Source organism: Streptomyces sp. SYP-A7185, from assembly GCF_046103685.1.
In the GTDB taxonomy this organism is placed as follows: Bacteria; Actinomycetota; Actinomycetes; order Streptomycetales; family Streptomycetaceae; genus Streptomyces.
Window position 1 is genome coordinate 9,568,070 of sequence record NZ_CP122310.1, and the last position, 23,986, is coordinate 9,592,055.

Consider the following 23,986-nt stretch of genomic DNA (forward strand, 5'->3'; position numbering starts at 1 on the left):
ATGGCGACCACCACCGTCACCAAGACGCCCGCCACCCGGACACCCGCCAGGGCACAGCGCCGCTGGGGCACCACCACCGTCGGCGTCCTCATCCTGTGCGCGATGCTCTTCCCGCTGTACTGGATGCTCAACACCGCCCTGCAACCCGCCTCCGGCCTCCTGGAGGTCTCGCCCCTCCCGCACGGGCTGGACCTGTCCGGGTTCACCTCCGCGATCCGCGAACAGGGCGGCCACCTGCTGACCTCGCTCGCCGTCGCCTTCGGCGCCGTCACCATCTGCCTGGCCATCGCCGCCCCCGCCGCCTACGGCCTGGCCCAGTTCCGCCTGCGCGGCACCCGCACCATCGTCTTCGGCACGCTCATCACCCAGATGGTGCCGGGCATCGTCATCGCCAACGCGCTCTACAGCGCGTACGTCGATCTCGGCCTGGTCAACTCCTACTTCGGCCTCATGCTCGCCGACGCCTCACTCGGCATCCCCTTCGCCATCGTCCTGATGCGCTCCTTCATGGTGGCCATCCCCCACGAGGTCATCGAGGCCGCCGAGGTCGACGGCGCGGGCCGGCTGCGCACCTTCGTACAGGTCGTGCTCCCCATGAGCCGCAACTCCCTGATCACCGCGGGGCTCTTCTCCTTCCTGTACGCGTGGAGCGACTTCATGTTCGCGCTCACGCTCAACACCACCGACGACGTCAAGCCGGTCACCCTCGGCATCTACCAGTACATCGGCGCCCACGTCGGCGACTGGGGCTCCGTCATGGCCGCATCCGTCCTGTCCGCGATCCCCGCGGCGGCGCTGCTCGTCCTCGCCCAGAAATACATCGCCGCCGGCATCACCGGCGGATCCGTCAAGTAACCACGTACGCCACGTAAGGCCATCCATGAGTGACTTGCCCGTCTTCCCCGCCGGCTTCGTCTTCGGCGCCGCCACCGCCGCCTACCAGATCGAGGGCGCCGCCCACGAGGACGGCCGCGGCCCCTCCATCTGGGACACCTACTGCCACACCCCCGGCCGCGTCGACGGCGGCGACACCGGCGACGTGGCCTGCGACCACTACCACCGCTACCCCGAAGACGTGGCCCTGCTGCGCGACCTGGGGGTCGACTCCTACCGCTTCTCCCTCGCCTGGCCCCGCATCCAGCCCACCGGATCCGGCCCCGCCCACGCCAAGGGCCTGGACTTCTACTCCCGGCTCGTCGACCAACTCCTCGAAGCGGGCATCGAACCGGCCGCCACCCTCTACCACTGGGACCTGCCCCAGGCCCTGGAAGACCGGGGCGGCTGGCGCGTGCGTGAGACCGCCGAACGCTTCGGCGAGTACGCGCAGATCGCCGCCGAGCACCTCGCCGACCGCGTACCCCGCTGGATCACCCTCAACGAGCCGTGGTGCAGCGCGTTCCTCGGCTACTCCGTCGGCCGCCACGCACCCGGCGCCCAGGAGGGGACCGGCGCCCTGGCCGCCGCCCACCACCTGCTCGTCGGCCACGGCCTGGCGATGAAGGCCCTGCGCGCGGCCGGCGTCCAGGAAGCCGGCATCACCCTCAACCTCGACCGCAACGTGCCCGCCCACGACACGCCCGCCGACCGCGCGGCCGCCCTGCGCGCCGACACCCAGCACAACCTGGTGTGGACCGAGCCGATCCTCGCCGGCCGCTACCCGGCCACCGAACACGACACCTGGGGCGAGCTGATCAGCGGCCAGGACTTCCGCCGGGAGGGTGACCTGGACCTCATCGCCCAGCCGCTGGACTTCCTCGGCGTCAACTACTACCGGCCGATCGTGGTCGCCGACGCCCCCCACCGCGAGCCCGACCCCGCCCTCCGCGTCGCCACCGACAACCGCTACCAGGAAGTGGCCTACCCCGACGTGCGGCGCACGGCCATGAACTGGCCCGTCGTGCCCGAATCCTTCACCGACCTGCTGACCGCGCTGAAGGACACCTACGGCGCGGCCCTGCCGCCGATCCACATCACCGAGAACGGCTCGGCCGAGCACGACGTGGTCGACCAGGACGGCAGCGTCCACGACCCGGACCGCGTGGCCTATCTGCACAGCCACCTGACGGCCCTGCTTGCCGCCATGGACAAGGGCGTGGACGTACGCGGCTACTACGTCTGGTCGCTGCTGGACAACTTCGAATGGGCCCTGGGCTACGCCAAGCGGTTCGGGATCGTACGCGTCGACTACGACACCCAGCGGCGCACCCCGAAGGACAGCTACCACTGGTACCGGCGGCTGATCGCGGCGCATCGGGGCTGACACCGCCCCGCGGCGCGCGGCGGACCGGCACCGCCGGCCCTGCCCGGACGGCGACGTCAGTCCGCCACGCGCTGCACATACGCCGCCGGGTCCGCCAGGACCTCGCGCACCACGCGCGCGGCCGCACCCCGCGCCGCATCCCCGGCCGAGGACGAGGCCCGCAGCCGCTTGCTGCCCGGCGTCCACAGACCCGACACCACACGGGCGGTCATACAACGGCCCCGAGGCCGCCAGCTATACCTGCGCACACTGCGGGGAGGACTTCACCTCCTCCGCCCGCGCCTGCGCCCGCTGCGAGTCTGCCTCGTGCCCCGACTGCGACCGCTGCAGCTGCGACCGCAAGGTGTTCGAGCGCCAGTGCACGGCCTGCTTCGTCGTCCATCCGGCGGCCATGTTCGAAGGCGCCAGCGGCCGCTGCCGCGACTGCGACTGAACTCTCGTCACACCCGTCGCGCTACTGCCGAGTTACGTCGTCTGTCCCCAGTGAAGGCACCCACCCCGGGCGCCTCACCACGTACGGGACCCCGGAGCCGGCGCCGGGCACCACGATCTACCCGGCCGGCAGAAACGAGCACGACAGCACGATGAACGACAGCACCACGAACGCCTTCGATGCCTTCGACGAGGAACTCAACCTCGATGGCCACGAGCGCAAAAGCGCCCAGAAGCGGCACAACGAGATCACCGAACATCTGGTGATCGCCAGCCTGGCCATCGCCACCTTCCTGCAGGGCAGCTTCGCCCGCAAGACGATGCTCAAGCCGCTCAAGGATGTCGACATGGTCATCCGGATGCATCCGCGCCTGGAGAAGACCCTGCGTCAGCCCAGCGGCCCGGCCCACGCGATGAGCCTCATCCGCGAGGTCATCGCCGAGAAGTACCCCGACGCCCTCTTCGACGTGGATGACGCCCCTGCCCACGCCCTCCAGGTCACCTTCGCCGAGCTGGACTTCACCTTCGACCTGGTCCCCGCGCTCGACGTTGAAGACAGCGAGATCGTCTACATCGCCGACAGGGAGAGCGACACCTGAGAGTGGTCCAACACCCGTACGCTCAACCGGATCATCAGCACCCGCAACCAGGCCACCGGCGGACGGTTCGTCCACCAGGTCCGCATGCTGAAGTCGTTCAAGAAGGGCAACCCTGTCCTCGACGACACCTGCGGGCTGCTGTGGGAGGCCTTCGCCTACGCGGCCGTCACCGGCCCGCTTGAGCACTCCCAGGCCCTCGCCACCACCCTGGCTCACGCCGCCCAGGCGGTCACCCACCCGGTGCTCGACCCGACCGGTGTTGACGACCTCACCGCCGAGTGGACGATCGACGAGCGCAATACGTACGCCACCACGCTGGCCGCCACCGCCCGACGGGCGGCCGAGGCGCGACGTCTGGAAGAGGACGGACAGCACGCTGCGGCCATCGAGCTCTGGCACACCTTGATCGGAGACCCGTTCCCACAGTCCGAGTCCCAGAACGCTACCGACGCGCTGCGCGCACTGGCGGCCGGCAGCATCACCTCCACCGGACGCGCCGTCGTCTCCCCGCGCGGGCAGCAGCCCACGCGACCGGCCCGGTCATGGCGTACCCGCTGAAGGCGGTGCTCGCCGACCCCGGCGCAGCCGCCGACCACCTGCTCCACGCCGATACCGTCTACGGCGTGGAGCAGGCGGCTGGCCGCATCGGTCCGGCCGGAGCCGCGCTCCTCGAACTCACCTTGCGCCCGCTGCCCGCCCTGGAACGCGAGAACTACCCCACCGAACGTGTCCGCCTCGTCATCCGACCCGACTACACCGTGCACGCCTTCCCGCTCGACTCGGCCGACCGTGCCTTCAAGCACCGCAACCCGCCGCCGCTAAGGGACTTGTGCCTGCAGTACCCCAGCGATGACGCGACCCTGCGCTGGATCCCCGAGGACGGCCTGGAAGCGCTGATCACTCTCGTTCACCGACATCTGCTTTACGAAGAGGCTTGGCGCCGCTCCGGCACCTGGCCGGCCGAAGACGCACCACATGGCCAACCCGCCCACGGCACCCACCCGCTGCGTACCGCCGAGACACAACAGGAGGCTCGCCGATGGGCCCGGCACCCTCCACCGCACCAGAAACGGCATCCACATCTGTGATCACGATCCTCGCGCTCGTCCTGGGCTCCTCCGTCGTCGCGGGAGCCCTCGGAGACATCCTGACCGGACTGCGCGCTGGAGCGACCGTCCGCCGAGACCGCTACGCCGCCGCGGTGAAGGTTCTGGTCGCACGTATCGAGTACCCCTACCGGATACGCCGCCGCACCAGCGACGATCCCGAGGTCCTGAGCAGGCTCGCAATCACCGGACACGACCTCCAGGAGACCCTCGCAGAGAGCCGCGCCTGGATCGCGACAGAGAGTACGGTACTCAGTGAGGTATTCGACAACTGCCTCACCAACCTCGACGCTGCCTTCAAGCAGGCCTGTTGCGATGCCTGGAACGCCACACCTGTCACCGCCGCCGCCGAGATGAACCTGGGCGGCTTCGGGGTGGGGAACCAACAGCACATCGTCACCACGCTGGAGCGCGCCCTTGGCTACCGCTTCGGGCTCCGACGCCTGATCCCTGCGTTCGTACTTCGGCGCCTTTTCAGGCGACTCCAGCTACTCCGGGCCTGATGCGCGATCCGGTTCCCTACGGCTCGCTGGTTTCGCATGAGGGCTGATGAACGACGTTCCCGTATGCGATCGATCCCGACACATTGAACAACTGATCGTCCGAGCTGTCTGCTGCGCAATGAATCGCCAAGCCCTGCCGGTAACTACCTCCCGCCCGCCTTCATCGGACAAGTGGATAGGGTCGCGGTATCCGAGCTGGAGAGGTAGCCGCATGGACCCCGAGATCGTGATCGCGCAGACGACGAGTGACGACGAGGAGCAGGCGAAGACCCTCGCCAGAGGAGCTGTTGAGAGCAAACTGGCGGCGGGCGTCCACATCGATGCGCCCATCACCGCCTTCTACTGGTGGCAGGGGAAGGTCGAGGCGGCTCAGGAGTGGCGGATCTCCTACATGACGTCGTCGGATCGCCTCCCCGCGCTAGAGGCATGGCTGCACGAGAGGCACCCGTACGACGTCCCCCAGTGGGTCACGCTGCCTGTGACCGGAGGGTCGGAGGCGTACCTGTCCTGGGCCGTCGACGAGACACGCCCGGGGTAAAGGCCCCCACTACAGCGCCTCACTCTCACCGAGCCTGTGCGCTTCGACGCTTCACAGCGTCGCGAACGTCAGCAGGTGGCTGGCCAGGTCATGCTCAGTGTCGGGGAGCCCGGCAGCGATGGCCTGAGCCCGCTGCCGGCCCATGGTGTTGGGCTTCGACTCCACCGCTGCGGCGAACTGGTGCGCTACGTAGGCCCCGCGATCTACGTCACCGCCGCGCAGAAGGGCGGACGCCCCGAGGCCCTCAAGGCGTGGGCCCTGATCCGCCATGGGCGAGCTTTGCAGTCCCGAGGGCGATCGGCTTTCTCCCACGGATAGGGGTCAGACTCATGGCGGTGGATCCATTTGCCGAGTTGCTCCGTCACCTGCGGCGTAACGCGAATCGGTCGCAGGACGAGCAGGCCGGTGCGATCAACGCCGCCTCCGGCCGGGCAACGGTGACCCGCCGGGAGGTGAACCGGTACGAGAACGGTGCGAACGTTCCAACGGACCACACCCTGGGGAAATTCGTCTTCGCCGACGGTCGCCTGGTGCTTCGCGGGCACAACGGATCCGGCAAGACCAAGGCCCTGGAGGTGCTCTTCCCCCTCGTGTTGGACGGCGTCCTAGACGCACGACGGCTGGATCCGTTCAGTGACGCCCGGTGGCGAAGGTGAAACCCGCCAGGGCCGTGCCGTTCAGGGGCCGAGTGGCCGCGCCCGCGAAGCGGCGCGCCATTCAGTACGGGGCGAGCAGCCGGCTGCGGCCCGTGCCGCGACGGGCGGCGGTCCCCATGTCGCGCAGGGCCCCTGCGGTTTCCCGGGCCAGCACGGTCGGCCAGCCGGCACCGAACAAGCGATCGGCGTCGGACTCCAGATAGGCAAGGGGCACACGCCACCTCCTGCAGAGAAAGCGGATTTATGGGCCGCGGACGTATGCCGTCCGCGGCTCGTAAACGAGCCTTGAGCAGGCCCGTTACGGGCCGCACCCGTTCGGCGCGTGCACCGGGGTTCCCTGCCAGGTGCCTCGGTTCCACGGCGAAGCCGAGTGAAAAGGCTGCAACCGTGCGGGTGGGGCGATACTGGTGGTGACAGTCGCCCGGCTTCCGGGCCGGCCCCCCGGTGCGGGCCCGGTCGGCGCGCCCGCACCGTTGTTGACGTCTTTGAGGGGAGCCGTTCATGACCACGGCGAAAGACCTGTTCATCATCGCCATGGAACCGAAGCAGTCCGTGGGACAAGGCGACCTGTCCCTCGCCCTCGCCGGAGCCGAGCTGATCGATCTCATCGGGGCGGGGGCGGCTTCCGTGGACGGCGACCGCATCGTTCCGGCCGGACAGCCGGCGCTGGAGGACCCCTTCACGGCCCGGGCCGCGGAAGCACTCACCCGGCAGACGCCTTACGAAGCGGTCGAGGACTGGCTGTGGCGCCGGGGCCGAGACCTCGCGGCTGCCTATCAGGCCGCCCTGGAGGAGAGCGGTGAGCTGAAGCCGCAGCGCGGCGGCCGGTCGCCCTTCGGTCCCGAACGCGTCGAACCGGTCGATACGCCCGCGCGCCGCCGTGCGGGCCGGCGCTGGAACGACAAGGAACCCGTTCTGGCCGCGCTCGCCGCGGCCGTGGGCATCTACGACGAACCATCCCAGGACCAGTCGGACCCCGAAGACCAGGCGGTGACGGCCGTGCTGGCCGCCGTCCACGACGCGGTGATGGAGCTGGAGGCCGTACGGCAGAGGCGGGCCATCGAGAACACGGCTTTCGCCAACCTCTGGCGCGGACCGTGATCACACACCGGCGGACGCACCCACTCCAGCCTGGGCGGGCGCTCAAGGGCCGGGGCAAGGCGGCTCCGGGCGCTCGTGCAAGCATGCGCGCATGCAGTGTTTCGAGACCATCACGCACATCGCCGCCCCGCCGGCGACCGTCTTCGATTTGTCGTTGGACGTCGATCTGCACACCGCGTCCATGGCCGACTCAGGCGAGCGGATCATCGGCGGGGTCCGAGCCGGACGCATGGCGCTCGGTGACACCGTGACCTGGGAGGCCCGGCACTTCGGTATGCGGTGGCGGATGACCTCACGCATCAGTGCCTACGAGCGGCCCGCGAGCTTCGTGGACGAGCAGGTGGCCGGGCCGTTCAAGCGGTGGCACCACGCGCACTACTTCGCGCCGGACGGGCGCGGGGGCACGGTGATGCGTGACGTGGTGGAATTCGCCGCGCCCTTCGGTCTGCTGGGGGCGGGCGTGGAGGCGGTGGCGCTCGGCCGCTACATGCGCAAGCTGATCGGGGCACGCAATGTGCATGTGACGCAGTGCGCCGAGGCATCGGTCTAAGGACGGCGCCGGCCTCCCCGCAAGAGGGAGAACCGGCGCCGCTGGCCCGTTCGTGCGCGACGCGACGTGAGGCGTCGCTCAGGGATCAGCCGCCGGAGTGCACGGGCTCCAGCTTGATGCTGAAGTGGCGCAGGATCGGCGACTGGCCCACGATGCGGTAGCCGTGCACCGACGTGGGGTTCTTGGCGATGTCCCCCAGGGTGGCGGCGACATGGTCGTAGTGGCTTCGGGTGTAGACCCGTCGGGGGAGCGCCAGCCGCACGAGTTCATAGGGTGCGGTCTTGACGGAGTTGCCGTGCTCGTCCTCTTCGCCCAGGTACAGGCTGCCCAGCTCCGCCGAGCGGATGCCTCCGCGCAGGTAGAGCTCACCGACCAGCGCCGTGCCCGGGTACTGGTGCGGCGGGATGTGGGGCAGCAGCCGCCCGGCGTTGACGTACAGGGCGTGCAGACCTGATGGCTCGACGATGTCGACGCCGGCCTCGCGGATGCGGGTGGCGAGGTAGGCGGCTATGTCGGCGCGCTCGGCGAGGTAGGCCGGTTCGGTGACTTCCACCAGGCCGCGGGCCATCATCTCCAGGTCACGGCCGGCCAGGCCGCCGTAGGTGGTGAAGCCTTCGGTGGCGATGAGCAGACCCGCGCACTTCTCGGCGAGCTCGGGGTCCTTCAGACCGATGAAGCCGCCGATGTGGACGATGCCGTCCTTCTTCGCGCTCATGACGCAGCCGTCCGCGAGGCGGAAGGCCTCCTCGGCGACCTGGCGGGGAGTGCGGTTGGCGTAGCCCGGTTCGCGCTGGACCACCAGCCAGGCGTTCTCGGCGAAACGCGCGGCGTCCAGGATCATGGGCACGCCGTGGCGGCGGCACAGTTCGGCGGTCCGGTGCAGGTTGTCCATGCTGACCGGCTGGCCACCGCCACCGTTGTTGGTGATGGTCATCAGCACGGCCGCCACGGGTGCCTGCTGCGCGTTCTCCAGCGCCTGTTCGAGGGCGAGCAGGTCGATGTTGCCCTTGAACGGGTAGTCGCTGTCGAGGTCCTTGGCCTCGGCGCAGGGCAGGTCGTAGGCCTGGCAGCCGGTCAGTTCGACGTTGGCGCGGGTGGTGTCGAAGTGCGTGTTGGACAGCACGCTCGTGCCGGGCTTGAGCAGCGCGGAGAACAAGATGCGTTCGGCGGCGCGGCCCTGGTGTGTCGGCAGGATGTGGGGGTAGGCGGTGAGTTCGGAGACGACCTCGTGCCACCGGTAGTAGCTGCGGCTGCCGGCGTACGATTCGTCGCCGTGCATGCCCGCGGCGAGCTGGTCCGCGGAGATGGCGCCGGTGCCCGAGTCGCTCAGCAGGTCGATGGTGACCTCGTCGGCCCGCAGGTCGAAGGGGTTGTAAGCGACCCGCTTCAGCGCGGCCTCGCGCTCGGCTCGGGTGGTGAACGCGATCGGCTCTACAACTTTGATGCGGTACGGCTCCACGTGGCTTCCTTTGGTGCGGTGTGCGGGATGGCATGGTCGGCGGCCGTGCGCCCGGAGTCGGGTGCACTCTGGGGCTGGTGTGCGGCGGGAGGGCCGGCGGGCGCGGTCTGCTCTGTGGGCGGCCGGATCTGGTAGGCCTCGGAGGAGAGATAGGCCGTGACGCGCGGCTGCCGGTTTCGCTCGTAGACGACAGCGAGGTAGGCGATCAGCCCCACACCGTCGGTGAGTTGGCGCCGGGTGAGTGCGCGCAGGCTCTCGCGTAAGACCGTGGGGTCCATGCCGAAGCGGGTCAGCACGGCGGTGGCCCGGGCCAGGGCCACCTCGTCGTCGCGCACGTAGTCGCGGACGGGGATGTGGAGCGTGAAGCCGCTCGGGTGGCTGTCGCCTTCGGTGAACGAGTGGCAGGTGAGCGCGGAGCGTCGGACCAGCCGCTGTACGCCGTGCTCCTCCTGACCGGATGGCCGAAGGGAGCCGGCAGCGGCGCGGAAGAAGTAGCGGAGGTCGGCCGCCGTGGCCTCGGAGGTGCGGCCGAGCGCGCAGGCGTCGTCGGCCGACATCCGCGGGTGTTTGGCATAGACCTTGACGCGAGGTGACTTCCAGTCGCCCAGGTCCAGGGCGAGGAACGGATACCCCGCCGCGGGGGGAAGCTGCGCGAAGGCCTGGCCGTAGCCAAGCCGGCGCAGCGCCTCGTGCACGGTGCGTGCGGCGTGCTCGGGTCCGGCGGCGGAGGGGTTCAGATAGACCTTGACGCCGGGGACCCCTCCCGTGCGCAGGTCGAGCGCGTACCACAGGGACAGCGGGCCCTTGGCCGCTGCGGGCAGGAACAGGTCGTCCAGGGCGTCGAGTTGTGCGGTGGAGAAGTTCCAGCGCTCGGCCATCGCGCGGATGGCATCGAGCCCGGTGCGGCCGCTGTCGCCCATGTCCTGATGAGCCCATCCGGGCTCCACGAGCACCCGCAGGGCCGGGGTGCCGTCCGCGGTGCAGGCCAGGGAGAACTCGACGGGGGAGTGGTCATCGGAGAGGAAGCTGGGCGATGCCGGGGGCAGCGACAACGGCCGCCGGGCGGAGTCTGCCAGGGAGTCGAGCAGGACCTGCCCGTACAGCTCGGTGTCGGCCTCGCTCAGGCCCACCACGGCCCCGAGGCGCCGTAGTTGGCCCAGTACGTGATCCCCGAGCGTCGGCTGGGCGGGGACGGGTGCTGCTGTGCCCGCCTCCGGCAGGGGCGTCATCGCGTTCCCCGCAGGTCGTGGTGGCGCGGCACAGGCCCGCAGGGTGCGCAGGGACGGGCCCGTGCGGGGCCGACGCCGCAGGAGACGCGGGCCGATCCGCCATGAGCGACGGGTATTCGGCCCTGCGCCTCTTCGGGGTCGTCGCACCCGCGCGGGTTCTTGCCGCTGGACAGGGTGCGCCGTTGGCCCGGCCGGTTGCCCGCGGAACGGGGCGCGGAGGTTGTGAGGTCCATTGCCTCTCCTTCATCTCGTGTCACTCCAGACACTCCGCGCTGTCCTACCCCTGCAGTTGATCTTTCATGCAAGCTACAACAACTGCCTGTGTCACATGCGTCACAGGGGGTGCACCGGCTACTGGCTCGTCAACCACCTCATGAAGCTGCTCCAGCGTCCGGGCTTGCCGGTGGCCTGCGGCGCCGCGGGCGCGGGTGCCAGGGGAGGGTGCGCCTGGTGGCCAGCGGCTGCGGCCGTGGGCTCAGGCGCCGGAGCGGGGCGCGGGGTGACGGCACCGAAGCGGACGGGCAAGCTGGCCAGGGCCCGGTTGAAGGGGCCCGGCCGCCAGGCGAGACTGTCCGCGGGGACGGCGAGTTCCACGTCCGGCAGCGCGTTGAACAGCGCCTCCAGGCCGGTCAGGGCGATGAGCCGGGCCGGTTCCTTGGACGGGCAGGCGTGCGGGCCGGCGCTCCAGGCCAAGTGACCGCGGGTGTCGGCCCCCTGGTCCGCGAGCGCCGTGTTGGCGGCACCGAAGGACACCAGGACCAGCTCACCGGCGCGGACCTTGTCGCCGGCCACGTCGGTGTCGGCCACCGGGTAGTGCGGCGCGTAGTTGGACATGGGCGCGTTGCGCCACAGGGTGTCGTCGAGGGCCTTGTCGAACTGCCCGGTGCGCGCGTACTCCTCCACGGTCAGCATCGTGTAGAAGGCGTTGCCGATGAGGTTGCCCTCCGGCTCGCCGCCCGCGCCGAGCAGCAGCACCAGCGTGTGCGCCAGTTCCTCGTCGGTCAGCTGCGCCGGGTGCTGCATCAGATAGGACGTGATGTCCTCCCCGGGCTGGACGCGCTTGAGCGCCACCAGCTCGCCGACCGCCTGGAGCAGGACCTGGCTGGCCTGCTCGGCGTTGACACCGTCGAACATGCCGGAGATGCCGAACAGCACCCGGTCGCCGATCTCCGCCGGGCAGCCGAAGAGTTCGTTGAAGACGTACAAGGGCAGCTGCTGGGAGTAGTCCCGGAGCAGGTCGGCACTGCCGCGCGCGCTGAACTGGTTGATGAGGAACTGGGCGGCCTGGTTGACGATGCGGCTGAGCCGGCCGTTGCTGACGCGCGCGAAGCTCTCGGTGATGGCCTGGCGCAGCCGCACGTGCTCGGCGCCGTCGGTGAACATGCAGTTCGGCCGGTAGGCCAGCAACGGCAGGACCGGGCTGTCGGGGCGGATGAGGCCCTCGTTCAGCGCGCGCCAGCGGCGGGCGTCCTTGCGGAAGGTGGTCGGGTCCTGCAACAGCTCCAGCGCCGCGCTGTAGTCGGTCACCAAGGTCGCCTCCACGCCGGGCGCGATGGTGACCGGCGCGGTGGGGCCCAGCTGGTGCATGTAGCGGTAGTACGCGTGCGGGTTGGCCGCGAACTCGGGGGTGTCGAGGGATATGCGCTGCCCGCTGCCGTGTGCGGGGCAGCCGGGCGGAGGGGTGGGCGGGGTTGTCATGCGTGCTCCAGGGCGGCGCGCTTTTGCAGATAGCGGACCATGGTGATCAGGGCGTTGACGGACGAGGCTTTGTCGCGCGCGTCGATGGTGACGACCGGGGTGTCGGGCAGCAGGTCGAGCGCCTCCCGCACTGCTTCGGGAGTGTGGACCGCGCTGCCGTCGAACTGGTTGAGGGCCACGGCGAAGTCGAGGCCGTAGCTCTCGACCAGATCCATGACCTCGAAACTGTCGGCCAGACGCTCGGGGTCCACCAGGACCAGGGCGCCCAGTGCTCCGCGGGCCATGTCGTCCCACAGATTGACGAACCGCTGCTGGCCCGGCGAGCCGAACAGGTAGAGCACGATGCGCTCGCTGAGCGTCAGGCGACCGAAGTCCAGGGCAACGGTGGTGGTGGTCTTGCCCTGGACCCCCTTGAGGTCGTCGACTCGCTCCGAGAGGCTGGTCATCTGCTCCTCGGTGGACAGCGGCGCGATCTCGGAGAGCGAGCCGATCAAAGTGGTCTTGCCGACGGCGAAGTGCCCGACGACCAAGATCTTCACCGCAGTCTGCTGGGCACCGCTGCGCACGTAGGCGTCCTCAGACAGAGAGAGCCTTGAGACCATCGAGCACCTCCTGAAGCAAGGCCTTGTTGGCGAGACGAGCCGAGGGCACCGGCGCACGGGTGACCAGATAGCCCCCCTCGGCGAGGGAACTGAGCAGCACCTTGACGACACCCAGAGGCAGCTGGGAATGCGCGGCGATCTCAGCGACCGACAGATAGCCGCTGGAGCACATCTCCAGGATCGACTGCTCCTCGGGCGACAGCCGCTGAGGGCGCTGCTGCTCGTCGGTGGAGGTCGTGACGAGGGTGATGAGGGCGAACGTGCCCTCGTCGAGCAGGTCACGCCCACGGGTGATGACGTAGGGACGGACTAATTCGCCGGCCTCGGACACGAGCTCGGGCTCGGTGCGGTCGCCATCGGTCATGAGGTGACCGTGTCGGTGCGGCGGGCGGTCGCCATGGCCTTGCCCAGTCGGCTGACCAGCTGCTGCATCCGATACGTGATGTCCCCCATGTCGACCTCGGCGGACGCTGCCACGGCGAGGTAGGAGCCGCCGCCCGCGGCATTGAGGAAGACCCAGCCACCGTCGAACTCGATGAGGGTCTGGCGCCAGGACGTGCTGTCGTCACCACAGAAGAATCCGACGGACCGGCTGAGCGACTGCAGTCCGCTCACGGCGGCGGCCACCTTGTCGGCGTCGTCCCGGCCGATGTCCGCGGTGCGGGACATCTGGAGGCCGTCGGCGGAGATCAGGACCGCGTGCAGGGCATGGGGGATCGCCAGCGCGTCCTCGAGCATCCAGGACAGGTCGTCGCTCACGGGGCATCGAATCCTTCGTGTGAATCGGCAGGAGTGTCGCGTTCAGCGGCCGGTACCCCCGCACTTCGGCCGCTGAGAGTGCCGCGCTGAAATGCGCCCATGGCCGCCACCCGTGCTTCCGCCGACCGGGCCGGCGGCGCAGTCGCTTCGTCGGCCTGGTTGTCCGGCACGAGTGCCATGGCGCGGCGCTTGTTCTGTCGCCGGGGCAGCTCGCCCGCTGCGGTCGCGGCAGCCGAACCGCCGTCCTCGGCGCCCGCGTTGGCCGCGGGCGTGGCGGTGGGCTTCGTGGGCTCCGGCATGTCCGTCAGCAACTCCTTCGGCACCATCACCACCGCTCGCACGCCGCCGTAGGGAGAAGTGCTGTCGATGGTGACCGTGAAGCCGAACCGTGCGCACAGCGCACCGATCACCGCGAAACCGAACGCCGGAGGGTTGCCGAGTTCGGAGACGCTCACCGCGGTCTGGCTGGACAACAGAGCGGTGGCGGCCGTCTTCTCTTCCTCGCTCATCCCGACACCGGCATCGTCGATGACGATGCAGATGCCCTTGGGCACCGTCCGCACTTCGACGTCGACCATGGAGGACGGCGCCGAGTAGCTGGTGGCGTTGTCGAGCAGCTCGGCCACGGTCAGTGCGACCGGCTCGACGGCGCGGCTGGTGACAGCGATGTCGACCCGCGAGGCGATGTCGATGCGCTGGTAGTGCCGGATACGGCCCTGGGCCGCGCGGATCACGTCATAGATGGACGCCGCGGTCCGCTGCCGGCCAAGCCATCCGCCGCACAGCACGGCGATGGACTGGGCACGCCGGTTGAACTGCGAGTTCATGTGGTCGATGTCCAGCAGGTCCCGCAGTACGGCCGAATCGCCGTACTTGTTCTGCAGCCCCGAGATGGCCCGCTGCTGCTCCGCCGCGAGGCCCTGCAGGGTCTGCATCGCAGACTTCAGTACGGTGTTGGTGGCGTTCTCCGCCTCTTCCTTGGCCTGTCGGACCACCTCGTCGTAGCCCCTGCGGAGCTCTTCGATGGTGGAGTGGAGGTCAGCGCGGCTGCCCTGCAGTTCGGTCAGATCGTTTTCCGCGGCACGCTGCTGACGACGCAACGATTTGATCGTTTTTCGCTGGCGAACGACAACCGTGGTGGCGACAGGGACGCCGGCAGCAAGCGCCCAGACTGTCGGATCCTGCAAAATTGTCATGTGACTCTCTTTGAGCGGCTGGAGTCCAGCTCTCGGGATCTGTCCATACGGACCCTCGGCGTGGGCAGCCTTCACCACCCCGGAGAGCCCCCTGGCTGTAGTCATGCCGAGGAAAAAGCCACGCGGCATGTGCCCGAGATCGTAACATCAAACGATCATGATGCTCTGTCAAGTGCGCCACGCCGTGGTCGCGTTGGCGAAAAACTCATGCTCATGACAGTGGAGAAGGTGTGACGGTGGCGTGGAGACGCGCGCCGACCGGTCACGCACGCAGTCATCCGGCAGGTTGCTGTCCGGCTTTCCGCAGCGCAGGGGCGTTTTCACCTTGCGACCGGGTGACCGTGACGGGCAGCAGAGCGGCAAAACGGAGCCCGGATGTGAGGCTTCCGCTGTGTGGAGGTTGGCCAATTCAAGCGCGGTGGCGGACCGGTGAGGCGCCTTCGCTCGTCGCGGCCCGGGACGGGGTGTCGCCGTTGTCCGGCGGTTGAGGTCGAGGCTCTTCGGGCTCCAGGCGCCAGGGGGACTTCTGGGCCGCTGCGGGCACTTCGCGGGCGACGGTGCTCGCGGGGGACCCCGGGGATCGGGCGGCTGATGGGGGCGCGGTGCGCCAAGCCGTCGGCGCCGATATGCCGCGGTGGCATGGGGGGCCTTCAGGGGTCGCGGCCCACCGTGCCCTGGGCCACCTCGTATCGGCGCCGACCGTTTCGCCGGTTTGTCGGGCCCGCCCTCAGCAGGTCAAGCGGCGTTCGGCGCTCTCGTAGGTGGCGAGGTTGGAGTCGACGCCCACGACCGTCTTGTACGTGTAGGTGCCAGAGCCCGTGCAGTGCCAGTACGCCAGCTTGGTGCCGCTCTCCAGCGGGGTCCAGTCCATCTCCTCCCAGCCGTACCAGCGGTGACGCTGCAGGGAAATGGTGGCGTCCGTGCAGCCGCTGCGGGTCTTCCCGGCCTTGCCGATGATTTCACTGATGCCCTTGTAGGGGGCGGAGATGCTGTAGCAGTTCCGGTCCCAGTCCGAGGCGGCGGCCGGAGTGGCCGGCATCAGCATCGTGGCCGCGCAGGCCAGTGCGAGGGCGACGGAGGACTTTCCGGCGATTCCGAGAGTGCTCATGACAAACGTTCCTGTCTGCGAAACATGGGGGATGCAACGGTCGACACTCTGTCATCGGGGTCGAGGCAAGATCAAGCAGGCGCCGCCACCTTGATCGATGTCGTCCGTGCCCTCCCTGTGCCGCCGACTTGGTCGCCCCGCCCGGCGCCTCGGTGGCCTTCTCGGCGGCGAAGACAGCCGTCCTTGCGGCGGCACCGTGCCCGGGGGCCGGGGCCCGTACTGTCGAGCGATGTGATCACTCGATCGTGAGTTCTTCCGGTCTCCGGCCGGGCATCGCGGGATGCTCGCCAGGGCGGCGCGCGACCAGCACCGCCCGGATGTCCATGGGGTAGGGGGACGCGGGATGAGAGAGCCGACGGAGGGGCGGGGAGCCCTTGACGGCCAGGCGGTGGCGCTGGTGGCCGGACTGGCCGATCTGGCGGTGAGCACGTTGGGTTCGGCGCTGGGGACGGTCCGGGGAGTGCTGCGGCGCTCTGACGCCGCCGAACTGGCGACAGAAGCAGAACGGGAACTTCTCGCGCGCGGTCGCCTCGTGCTCGACCGGTACGCGACCGTGCCCCCGGCTCACCTGGAGGTCCTGGCCCGGCAGGCGCTGGCGCGATGGGCCGTGGATGACGTCTGAAGCCTGGGAGCCCGACGCGTTCAAGGCCCGCGTCGACGAGACATTACGCCGGTTCGTCGCCGAGGAGGCGGACCAACTGACGGCCATCGATCCGCTCCTGGGCCCAGTGGCCGGACAACTGGAGGCGGCGGTCACGGACGGCAAACGGCTGCGGGCGGCCTTCTGCTACTGGGGCTGGCGCGCGGTGGGCCAGCCGGACAACGACGCCTTGGTGCGGGCGGCGGCCTCCATGGAGCTCGTGCACGCCGCGGCCGTCGTGCACGACGACCTCATCGACGACAGCCCGCTGCGGCACGGGCGGCCCACCGCGCACCTCGCCCTGCGCGGCGCCGTACGCCATCACCCGCAGACCGCCACCGCGGCGAGGTCGTTGGCGATGCTGGTGGGCGACCTGCTGATGGCGCTGGCCGGGCACCTCTTCACCACCAGCGGGCTGCCCGCCGCGTATCTGGCCCGGGCCCGCCCGCTGTGGTCGGTGATGGCCCGTGAGCTGATCGCGGGGGAGTGTCTGGAGATCCTGCGGACCGGATCCGACCCGGACCTCACGGCATCGCTGAAAGTGATCCGCTACAAGACCGCCAAGTACACCGTCGAGCAACCCTTGCTCATCGGCGGGGCCCTGGCCGGGGCCGGGCCCCGCTTGCGCGAGGGCTACGGGGCGTATGGACTGCCGCTGGGAGAGGCGTTCCAGCTCCGCGACGACCTGCTCGGTCTGTTCGGAAACCCGGACCAGACGGGCAAGTCCAACGCCGACGACGTGCGCGGCCACCGGCCGACAGCCCTGCTGGCGGAGACCTGGCGCCTGGCCGGCGACGCCGAGCGGGAGCGGCTAGGGATCCTCCTGGGCGAGTCTGACCTGGGCACGGAGGGCCTGCGAGAGGTGCGCCAAGTGATGGACCGGCTCGGGGCACCCGCCCGCGTCGAAGCCATGATCAGCGCACGGGTCGAGGAAGCACTCGACGCCCTGCACTCCCTGGACGCACCGACGCCCGCCAAGACCGCCCTGAGGGCGCTGGCACGTTCGGCTGCCCTGCGCCTGTCCTGACCCTCGCCCGGGGCAGGTGCCCCCCCCGGGGCTTCCTTGCCCGCAGGGGTCGACTGACCCTGCGACAGACACACGTAGAGACGCAGCACAACGCAACAGACGCAGCACAACGCAACAGACGCAGCAAACGCAGAAGACGCAGAAGACGAGGACCCCGCCATGAGCTACACCGAGGCATCGATGGACTCCCTGCGCCAGGCGGGGGACGAACTGGCCGACGCCACCGTCGCCGAACTCTTCGAACGCGGCCAAGTTGGCACGTTCAACACCTTGATGCGTTACGTCTCCACCGCCGGCTCACCTCTGCCGGACGGGCTTCCGGACGTCGCCCGCGAGTACCTCGAAGCCACCCGCACCCCGCCGGCCTGGGTGGACTGGGCAGAGATGGAGAAGGCGCGGTTGTTCTTCATCGACAACAACGTGCACATCTCCACCGCGCTGTCCTTCGCCTCCATGCCCGCCTGCTACGTCGTTCCGCACGTGGCGAAGCTGCTGTCGGCCACCCACGGCCTGAAGTACCCGTCCAAACGGATGGCGGAGACCGGGCAGTTCACCGTCTACCTGATGCAGCCCGACGCCTTCGAGAGCGGCAGCCGCTTCATCCCCGCCGCCCAGAAGGTCCGCCTGCTGCACGCCTCGATCCGCCACCACCTCACACGCGAGAACCGGTGGGACAGCGGTGCGCTCGGGACGCCGATCTGTCAGGAGGACATGATCGGCGGGCAGATGTTCTTCTCGATGCTCGTTCTGGACAGCCTGCACCGCATGGGCATCCACATGACGACGGAAGGCGCGGAAGCCTACTACTACGCGTGGCGCGTGGTCGGAGCCATGCTCGGCGTCGACCAGGACGCCGTCCCCAAGAGTCTCGATGACGCCCGCCGCTTTCTGGACCTGTACATGGTCCGGCACATGGGCCCCTCCGAAGAGGGTGCGCATCTGACCCGGCAGCTGATCGACCTGTACGAAGAGGTGGTGCCCGGGACCGTCCTCGACCCGATCGTCTCGGCTCTGATCCGCTTTCTCGTCGGAGACACCTGCGCCGACTGGCTGGCGGTTCCCCGCACCGCGTGGGACACCGTCGTCAAGACCGTGCCCCACCTCCTGGGCGTACTGGAGACGATCGAGGACCGCTCCCCGCTGGGCGCCTGGGCGTTGGACCGCCTCGGCCACCTGACCAGCGTTCTGGAACTGTCCTCCCTCACCCGCGGTCGCGTCATGCACTACGCCATCCCCGAGCAGCTGAAGAAGGATTTCGGCGTCTCCCCGACGGTCCCGCGCACGCACCGGTGGACCCCACCGGCCGCCACGGTCGGCTGACCGCCGTCATCGACGGAGTCGGCGGTGGCAGGGGGGAAGGAGAGGCATACATGCGACGGGGTGGGTCGGTTACGACGCGCGCGCCTCTGTGGAGCGGGCCAGGTGGGGCGTCACCATCGGTACATGACGACACGAGACGAAACGGACGGGTTCGGCCCTCACAACACCCTGCCGTCGCTTCCCGAGGACTGGGAGCGATGTCTGGCCGTGGCGGCGCATCCCGACGACATCGAATACGGTGCGGCCTCGGCCGTCGCCCGCTGGACCGCTCAGGGCAAGCGGGTGACGTATCTGCTGGCCACCCGGGGTGAGGCGGGCATCGACGGGGTGCATCCGGCCGAGGCCGGGCCGCTGCGGGAGGCCGAGGAACGGGCCGGGGCCCGCGAGGTGGGCGTGGACACGGTGGAATTCCTCGACCATCGCGACGGTGTGGTGGAGTACGGCCCCGACCTGCGCCGCGACATCGTGCGCGCGGTGCGCCGGCACCGGCCCGAGGTGGTGGTGACGGGCGCGTTCACCGTGCGGATGGTCGCGGGTGTCACCAACCAGGCCGACCACCGCATGGTTGGCCTGGCGGCCTTGGATGCCGCCCGGGATGCGGGCAATCGCTGGATCTTCCCGGAGCTGGCCGACGAAGGTCTCGAGCCCTGGGGCGGCGTCCGCCTGGTGTGTGTGGCCGGCTCCGAGCGCCCCACTCACGGCGTGGACGTCACCGGAGAACCCCTGGAACGCGGCATCGCGTCGCTGTCCGCCCACGCGCAGTACACCCGTGGGCTGGGGGAGCAAAGCTTCGAACCTCGCCCGTTCTTGACCTGGGCGGCGCGCATGGGCGGCGCCGCGCTCGGGGTCGAGGCGGCGGTCCTCTTCGACGTGCACCACCTGGCGTTCGAGGGCAAGCCACCCTGGGAGCAGTAGGCACCAGGGCCGCACGCGACGACGCGCCGGTCGGCGCAATTTCCGTTTCGTGCCTGCCCTCCGAGCCGGTGGATCAACGCGGGCGGTGACGCGGCGGGGGAGGGCAGGATCCTGGAAGAGATCAAGCGGCACCCATGAACGTATCGGGGCATCCCGGCTATCCTGCCGCCTACCGGCTCGCGCGCGGCCGGTCGGGGGAGGCGACGCGATGACGCACCACATGCGCACGGGCACGGCCCCCGACCCGTCGCCCCCCGCACCGCCCGGAGCACTCCGGCGGCTCACCGACGGCCTCGTCGCCCTGGGGCCGTTCGCCGCGGCGCTCGTGGCCTACAAGGCGTTGCTGGACTACGCGCTGCCGGAGGACTGGTTCAGCCTCTCCGTGCTCCGGTACCTGTTCGCCGGACTCTGCGCCCTGTGCCTGGGGTTCGCTCTACGGATGGCGACGCAGTGGCGGAGGGACCTGCCCGCCGAAGAGGAAACGTCCGCACCGCTTTTGCCGCCGGCGGAGGTCTCCGTACGACGGCTGGTCGACGACTCGGCGCACAGCGTGCTGGCCGAGTTCCGTGTGCTGTCACACCGGGGCCTGGACCTTGCCGGGTGGTCGCAGTACCTGGACGACCACCACGTGCCACCCACCGCGATCGGTACCTCGTACGGGCTGCGCATGCTCGCGGCGTGCGACCTGCGCGAGCCGCGCGTGCGCAGGCGCCACGTGTTCGACTCGCTGCTCGCGCTCCAGAAGACCGGCGGTGGCTGGGCGGCCAGCACCCAGCGTGACCGCGGCCGGCCCGAGGTCACCGCGTGGGTGCTGGCCGCGATGGTGCGCAGCGGCCTCGACGAGGTGACACGGGCACGACTGACCGGCGTGCTGGAGGACATGCTCGATCCCGCGGAGGACCCGCTCGGCATGGATCGCATCACGGTGCTCACGATCGTCGTGGCCGCACTGGCCGAGATCGCCCCGGAGTCCTCCGGACTGCTCCGGCTCGTGCACCGGCTGGCCGATGCCGCCCGCCCCGGCACGGCGACAGGTGGCGGTACGGCGTGCTGGGGAGAGAGCGTGCACGCGACCGAGCCGTCCGCCGCACATACCGCACGTGCCGTCCTGGCCCTGCACCGCGCGGCCGCGGCGCTGCCGGACGGGTCACCCTTCACCCGCGTGGCCGGGGCCGGACTCAGATGGCTGTGCGGGACAGACCTCGAACTACGACTCACGGATGAACAAGTGCGCCGACCCATGGCGGACGGCACCGTGGACGCTTTGCTGGTCGGCCACTTCACCCCCGCCTGGGTGACGCGGGCGCTGCTGCTGCCCGGCGCGCCCGAGGCGCCCGAACTGCTGGCCGCGACGGCCCGCTCAACCCTCGACTGTTTCAAGGATGGCACCTGGCGATGGCACGACGGCAGGCAACCGATCTGGCTGGCCTACCAAGGGGCGCTGGCGATGCGGGAGTACGCACTGCGGGCCACGCCATGCCCCTAGCGGGAAGCGGCCCTGCCCATACGCGGCGCAGCACCCTCACGGTCCTCAGCTGGAACCTGCATGAGGGGATCGACGCCTCGAGCGGCGCCTTCGCGCACGGGGCGGGCCCCGCGAACCCACGCGCCACCGAGGAAGTGGTCGCGATGATCGCCGAACGGAACGTGGACGTGGCAGCGTTCCAGGAGGTGGGCTTCGACCGGCACGGACACGCGGAACTGCTGGCGGAACTGCGGCGTCGGACCCCGCTGCGGCACGTGGCGGCGCACCCGCTGCACGCCTCCTCGTTCACGCCGGGCCGCCGCAGCGGGGTGGCGGTGGCCAGCCGCTTCCCGCTGCGGAAGACGGGACGGTACGTGCTGCCCAACCCCGGGCTTCGCGTCGTCCTGGACGGTCAGGAGATCCACAGCCACGACAAGGGCCACGTACGCGTCACCGTCGGCCTGGGGGAGAGCGAGGTGGATGTCACGTCGTTGCACTCGTTCCCCTTCTACCTGTTCCGCCGTGACGCGGCGGAGCCGGAGTTCAAGGAGATCTGGCGCGCACTCGCCGACCAGCTGGAACGGCCCGGCGGGCCGCGGCGATTGTTGGTGTGCGGCGATTTCAACGCGAACGCCTCAGAGCTGCTGCTCGACACCCTGGACGTTCCTTTGGTCAGCACCTTCGACGGACGGCCCACTCACCGGGGTCGCAGCGTGGACGATGTCCTGCACTCTCCCGACCTGGTCCTCACCGAATCGGTGACGGTCGACAACTACTCGGATCACCTGGCCTGTGTGGCCGTCTTCCAACTCCCGTGCAAAGAAGCGTCTTCGGGCTCTGGTCGTCCCTGACAGCAGTGATCCCTGACGGAGGTGGGTGGACGGGGTGGGAGAACATCTGACGCGGGCGCGCGAAATCCTGCGGGCGAGGCTGGGCGGTCACGTCCCAGAAGCGCGGCGGCTCGACGTGGCGCGCGCCACGGTGGCCGAGCTGGCGGACGCAGCAACCCTGCGGGTAATGCTCACGGAACTCGCGACCGGCACGGAGACCACCGCTGCCTGCGCCCGGCGGTCCTACCGGGACACTTTGGGCTGCCGATGGCGACTGCTGCTCATCGACGGGGGCTACTCCTGCACCCTGCGGCTGCACGCGTGGCGGGCGGCCGGGCCGCAGGAGAGGCTGGACATCCACAACCACCGCTCCGCGCTGGCCTCCGCGGTGGTGCGAGGTGAGCTGCGGTCCGACCTGTATGTGCCCCAGGGGCCGGGGGACGGCTGCGTGGACGGGGGTCTCACGGTCACCGCGTACCGGGAGCAACTGTCCGCGGACGGAGCCGACTGGCTGCTCGTGCCCCTGGGGCCGTCTCGCCTCCGGCTCGTGCACACGGTCCGCTACGTCGCGGGCGCGTCGTATGCGCTGGGCCCTCTCGCGCTGCACCGCGCCTGGTGCGATCCGGGCCGGGACGCCCTGACGCTGTTCCTGGAGACAGGCACCGAACGCCGCCCGCACACGGACGTGTACAGCACCGTCGACCGCCATGCGATGGCGGTGCACAAGGCCGCCCTGACCGAGCGGGAATTCCGCTCGGTCCTGACGACTCTGGCGGCATCCCTCACCGACACCGCCCCGACCCAGGACTGACTGGAGACGCGGTGAACGGCGGGGGATGGAGGAGTGGTGGCACGGACGCCGGGTGGGTCAGGCCGCGATGAGCTCCTTCTCGCGGGCCGGCGTGGTGACCTTGGGCTTCTTGTTCGGCAGCGAGAGCCGGAAGACCTTGTGCCACGCGGAGAACACCTGCTTGGGCAGCGGCCCGGTGACGTACTCCAGCTCGTACTTGTCGAACAGCGCGCGCACCTTCACCGCGACCTCGGCGTACCGGTTGCTCGGCAGGTCGGGGAACAGGTGGTGCTCGATCTGGTGCGAGAGGTTGCCGGTCATGAAGTGCATGGCCTTGCTGCCGCTGATGTTCGCCGAGCCCATCATCTGGCGCAGGTACCACTGGCCGCGCGTCTCGCCCTTGATCGACCGGCGCTCGAAGACCTGCACGCCCTCGGGGAAGTGCCCGCACATGATCACCGAATGGGTCCAGATGTTGCGGACCACGTTCGCGGTGAACGTGGCGGCGAGCGTGGTGGCGAACGAGGGGCCCGACAGCAGCGGGTGGATCACGTAGTCCTTGAGCACCTGCTTGCGGATCTTGCGGCCCACGGCCTTGGCGCGCGCCCGGAACTCCGGGTTCTTGCGGCGGCGCTTGTTCAGGTTCTTGCCCAGCTCCAGGTCGTAGGCTGCGATGCCGTACTCGAAGAAGCAGGCGTTGATGAAGTTCCACAGCGGCTGGCCGAGGTGGAACGGGTGCCACCGCTGGTCCTCGTCGACGCGCATGATGCCGTAGCCGAGGTCGTTGTCCTTGCCGATCACGTTGGTGTACGTGTGGTGCAGTTCGTTGTGCGAGTGCTTCCACTGCTCGGACGGCGAGACGTGGTCCCACTCCCAGGTGGTGGAGTGGATCTTCGGGTCCCGCATCCAGTCCCACTGGCCGTGCAGGATGTTGTGGCCGATCTCCATGTTGTCCATGATCTTCGCCACGGACAGACCGGCGGTGCCGATCAGCCAGGCGGGCGGGAAGATCGAGAACAGCAGTACGCCCCTGCTGACCAGTTCGAGCTTGCGCTGCGCCGCGATGACCTTGCGGATGTAGGCGGCATCCTTCTCGCCGCGTGCGGCGATCACCTCGTCGCGGATCGCGTCCAGCTCGCGGCCAAGCTCCTCGATCTGCTCCGCGGTCAGATGGGCGGTGGGGTCGATGGCGGTCAAGGTGCT

General features: G+C 69.6%; 27 protein-coding genes and 2 pseudogenes. 17 read left to right on the forward strand and 12 right to left on the reverse strand.

Going from position 1 to position 23,986, the window contains the following annotated elements:
• Positions 1-855: a carbohydrate ABC transporter permease gene (locus QBL25_RS42385; protein WP_409062318.1), complete on the forward strand. Its 855-nt coding sequence runs from the start codon at positions 1-3 to the stop codon at positions 853-855.
• 25 nt (positions 856-880) lie between these two features.
• Complete coding sequence (locus QBL25_RS42390) at positions 881-2,260, forward strand: GH1 family beta-glucosidase (protein ID WP_409062319.1); 1,380 nt, start codon at positions 881-883, stop codon at positions 2,258-2,260.
• 56 nt (positions 2,261-2,316) lie between these two features.
• Here the strand turns inward: QBL25_RS42390 and QBL25_RS42395 are convergent.
• Positions 2,317-2,472, reverse strand: a pseudogene (locus QBL25_RS42395) (transcriptional regulator); the annotation flags it as partial.
• A gap of 372 nt (positions 2,473-2,844) precedes the next feature.
• On the opposite strand from QBL25_RS42395, the gene QBL25_RS42400 reads away from it, so the two are divergent.
• From QBL25_RS42400 to cutA, 5 genes are all read left to right on the forward strand, one after another.
• The gene (locus tag QBL25_RS42400) at positions 2,845-3,291 is read left to right on the forward strand and encodes a nucleotidyltransferase (RefSeq protein WP_409062320.1); all 447 of its coding nucleotides are present in this window, start codon (positions 2,845-2,847) and stop codon (positions 3,289-3,291) included.
• 84 nt (positions 3,292-3,375) lie between these two features.
• Positions 3,376-3,849 (forward strand): hypothetical protein, encoded by a 474-nt coding sequence (locus tag QBL25_RS42405; RefSeq protein ID WP_409062321.1) that lies wholly within the window; start codon positions 3,376-3,378, stop codon positions 3,847-3,849.
• Positions 3,834-4,379: a hypothetical protein gene (locus QBL25_RS42410; RefSeq protein WP_409062322.1), complete on the forward strand. Its 546-nt coding sequence runs from the start codon at positions 3,834-3,836 to the stop codon at positions 4,377-4,379. The genes QBL25_RS42405 and QBL25_RS42410 overlap by 16 nt, the downstream gene beginning before the upstream one ends.
• Entirely contained in the window at positions 4,376-4,900 is a 525-nt protein-coding gene (locus tag QBL25_RS42415) for a hypothetical protein (protein WP_409062323.1), read from the forward strand. Before QBL25_RS42410 ends, QBL25_RS42415 begins: the two co-directional genes overlap by 4 nt.
• 211 nt (positions 4,901-5,111) lie before the next feature.
• Positions 5,112-5,438 carry a divalent-cation tolerance protein CutA gene (gene cutA / locus QBL25_RS42420; RefSeq protein ID WP_409062324.1) on the forward strand — a complete coding sequence of 109 codons (327 nt, stop codon included), beginning with the start codon at positions 5,112-5,114 and terminating at the stop codon, positions 5,436-5,438.
• A gap of 51 nt (positions 5,439-5,489) precedes the next feature.
• On the opposite strand, the pseudogene QBL25_RS42425 reads toward cutA, so the two are convergent.
• Positions 5,490-5,672: pseudogene (locus QBL25_RS42425) on the reverse strand (transcriptional regulator); the annotation flags it as partial.
• A gap of 95 nt (positions 5,673-5,767) precedes the next feature.
• Here QBL25_RS42425 and QBL25_RS42430 point away from each other — a divergent pair.
• Entirely contained in the window at positions 5,768-6,094 is a 327-nt protein-coding gene (locus QBL25_RS42430) for a helix-turn-helix domain-containing protein (protein WP_409062325.1), read from the forward strand.
• Between the two features lie 61 nt (positions 6,095-6,155).
• Here QBL25_RS42430 and QBL25_RS42435 read toward each other — a convergent pair whose 3' ends face one another.
• A complete protein-coding gene (locus tag QBL25_RS42435) occupies positions 6,156-6,308 on the reverse strand; it encodes a hypothetical protein (RefSeq protein WP_409062326.1) in 153 nt (50 codons plus the stop codon).
• Positions 6,309-6,595: 287 nt separating this feature from the next.
• Here QBL25_RS42435 and QBL25_RS42440 point away from each other — a divergent pair, with 287 nt between their 5' ends.
• Both QBL25_RS42440 and QBL25_RS42445 read left to right on the forward strand, forming a co-directional pair.
• Complete coding sequence (locus QBL25_RS42440) at positions 6,596-7,195, forward strand: GOLPH3/VPS74 family protein (protein ID WP_409062327.1); 600 nt, start codon at positions 6,596-6,598, stop codon at positions 7,193-7,195.
• A 91-nt stretch (positions 7,196-7,286) separates the two neighbouring features.
• Positions 7,287-7,745: an SRPBCC family protein gene (locus QBL25_RS42445; protein WP_409062328.1), complete on the forward strand. Its 459-nt coding sequence runs from the start codon at positions 7,287-7,289 to the stop codon at positions 7,743-7,745.
• A gap of 85 nt (positions 7,746-7,830) precedes the next feature.
• Here QBL25_RS42445 and QBL25_RS42450 read toward each other — a convergent pair whose 3' ends face one another.
• The 8 genes from QBL25_RS42450 to QBL25_RS42485 form a co-directional block, all read right to left on the reverse strand.
• Complete coding sequence (locus tag QBL25_RS42450; RefSeq protein WP_409062329.1) at positions 7,831-9,204, reverse strand: tryptophanase; 1,374 nt, start codon at positions 9,202-9,204, stop codon at positions 7,831-7,833.
• Entirely contained in the window at positions 9,177-10,433 is a 1,257-nt protein-coding gene (locus tag QBL25_RS42455; protein ID WP_409062330.1) for a tryptophan dimethylallyltransferase family protein, read from the reverse strand. Before QBL25_RS42455 ends, QBL25_RS42450 begins: the two co-directional genes overlap by 28 nt.
• Before the next feature lie 351 nt (positions 10,434-10,784).
• Positions 10,785-12,131: a cytochrome P450 gene (locus tag QBL25_RS42460; RefSeq protein WP_409062331.1), complete on the reverse strand. Its 1,347-nt coding sequence runs from the start codon at positions 12,129-12,131 to the stop codon at positions 10,785-10,787.
• A complete protein-coding gene (locus QBL25_RS42465) occupies positions 12,128-12,733 on the reverse strand; it encodes an ATP/GTP-binding protein (RefSeq protein ID WP_160509866.1) in 606 nt (201 codons plus the stop codon). Before QBL25_RS42465 ends, QBL25_RS42460 begins: the two co-directional genes overlap by 4 nt.
• Positions 12,708-13,097 (reverse strand): DUF742 domain-containing protein, encoded by a 390-nt coding sequence (locus QBL25_RS42470; protein ID WP_409062332.1) that lies wholly within the window; start codon positions 13,095-13,097, stop codon positions 12,708-12,710. The genes QBL25_RS42465 and QBL25_RS42470 overlap by 26 nt, the downstream gene beginning before the upstream one ends.
• Positions 13,094-13,492 (reverse strand): roadblock/LC7 domain-containing protein, encoded by a 399-nt coding sequence (locus QBL25_RS42475; protein WP_409062333.1) that lies wholly within the window; start codon positions 13,490-13,492, stop codon positions 13,094-13,096. The genes QBL25_RS42470 and QBL25_RS42475 overlap by 4 nt, the downstream gene beginning before the upstream one ends.
• Complete coding sequence (locus QBL25_RS42480; RefSeq protein ID WP_409062334.1) at positions 13,489-14,688, reverse strand: ATP-binding protein; 1,200 nt, start codon at positions 14,686-14,688, stop codon at positions 13,489-13,491. The genes QBL25_RS42475 and QBL25_RS42480 overlap by 4 nt, the downstream gene beginning before the upstream one ends.
• A 727-nt stretch (positions 14,689-15,415) precedes the next feature.
• Positions 15,416-15,796, reverse strand: a complete 381-nt coding sequence (locus QBL25_RS42485) for a hypothetical protein (protein WP_409062335.1) — start codon at positions 15,794-15,796, stop codon at positions 15,416-15,418.
• A gap of 343 nt (positions 15,797-16,139) precedes the next feature.
• On the opposite strand from QBL25_RS42485, the gene QBL25_RS42490 reads away from it, so the two are divergent.
• From QBL25_RS42490 to QBL25_RS42520, 7 genes are all read left to right on the forward strand, one after another.
• Entirely contained in the window at positions 16,140-16,418 is a 279-nt protein-coding gene (locus tag QBL25_RS42490; RefSeq protein ID WP_409062336.1) for a polyprenyl synthetase, read from the forward strand.
• The gene (locus tag QBL25_RS42495; RefSeq protein ID WP_409062337.1) at positions 16,408-17,463 is read left to right on the forward strand and encodes a polyprenyl synthetase family protein; all 1,056 of its coding nucleotides are present in this window, start codon (positions 16,408-16,410) and stop codon (positions 17,461-17,463) included. The genes QBL25_RS42490 and QBL25_RS42495 overlap by 11 nt, the downstream gene beginning before the upstream one ends.
• A 159-nt stretch (positions 17,464-17,622) precedes the next feature.
• Positions 17,623-18,783 (forward strand): oxygenase MpaB family protein, encoded by a 1,161-nt coding sequence (locus QBL25_RS42500; RefSeq protein WP_409062338.1) that lies wholly within the window; start codon positions 17,623-17,625, stop codon positions 18,781-18,783.
• 123 nt (positions 18,784-18,906) lie between these two features.
• Positions 18,907-19,698 carry a PIG-L deacetylase family protein gene (locus QBL25_RS42505; protein ID WP_409062339.1) on the forward strand — a complete coding sequence of 264 codons (792 nt, stop codon included), beginning with the start codon at positions 18,907-18,909 and terminating at the stop codon, positions 19,696-19,698.
• A gap of 208 nt (positions 19,699-19,906) precedes the next feature.
• On the forward strand, positions 19,907-21,184 hold the full coding sequence (locus tag QBL25_RS42510; protein ID WP_409062340.1) for a hypothetical protein: 1,278 nt from the start codon (positions 19,907-19,909) through the stop codon (positions 21,182-21,184).
• A complete protein-coding gene (locus tag QBL25_RS42515; RefSeq protein WP_409062341.1) occupies positions 21,175-22,014 on the forward strand; it encodes an endonuclease/exonuclease/phosphatase family protein in 840 nt (279 codons plus the stop codon). The genes QBL25_RS42510 and QBL25_RS42515 overlap by 10 nt, the downstream gene beginning before the upstream one ends.
• A gap of 34 nt (positions 22,015-22,048) precedes the next feature.
• Positions 22,049-22,804, forward strand: a complete 756-nt coding sequence (locus QBL25_RS42520; RefSeq protein WP_409062342.1) for a hypothetical protein — start codon at positions 22,049-22,051, stop codon at positions 22,802-22,804.
• Between the two features lie 57 nt (positions 22,805-22,861).
• Here the strand turns inward: QBL25_RS42520 and QBL25_RS42525 are convergent, their stop codons facing one another.
• Positions 22,862-23,980 (reverse strand): fatty acid desaturase family protein, encoded by a 1,119-nt coding sequence (locus QBL25_RS42525; RefSeq protein ID WP_409062343.1) that lies wholly within the window; start codon positions 23,978-23,980, stop codon positions 22,862-22,864.
• Positions 23,981-23,986: the final 6 nt, after the last annotated feature.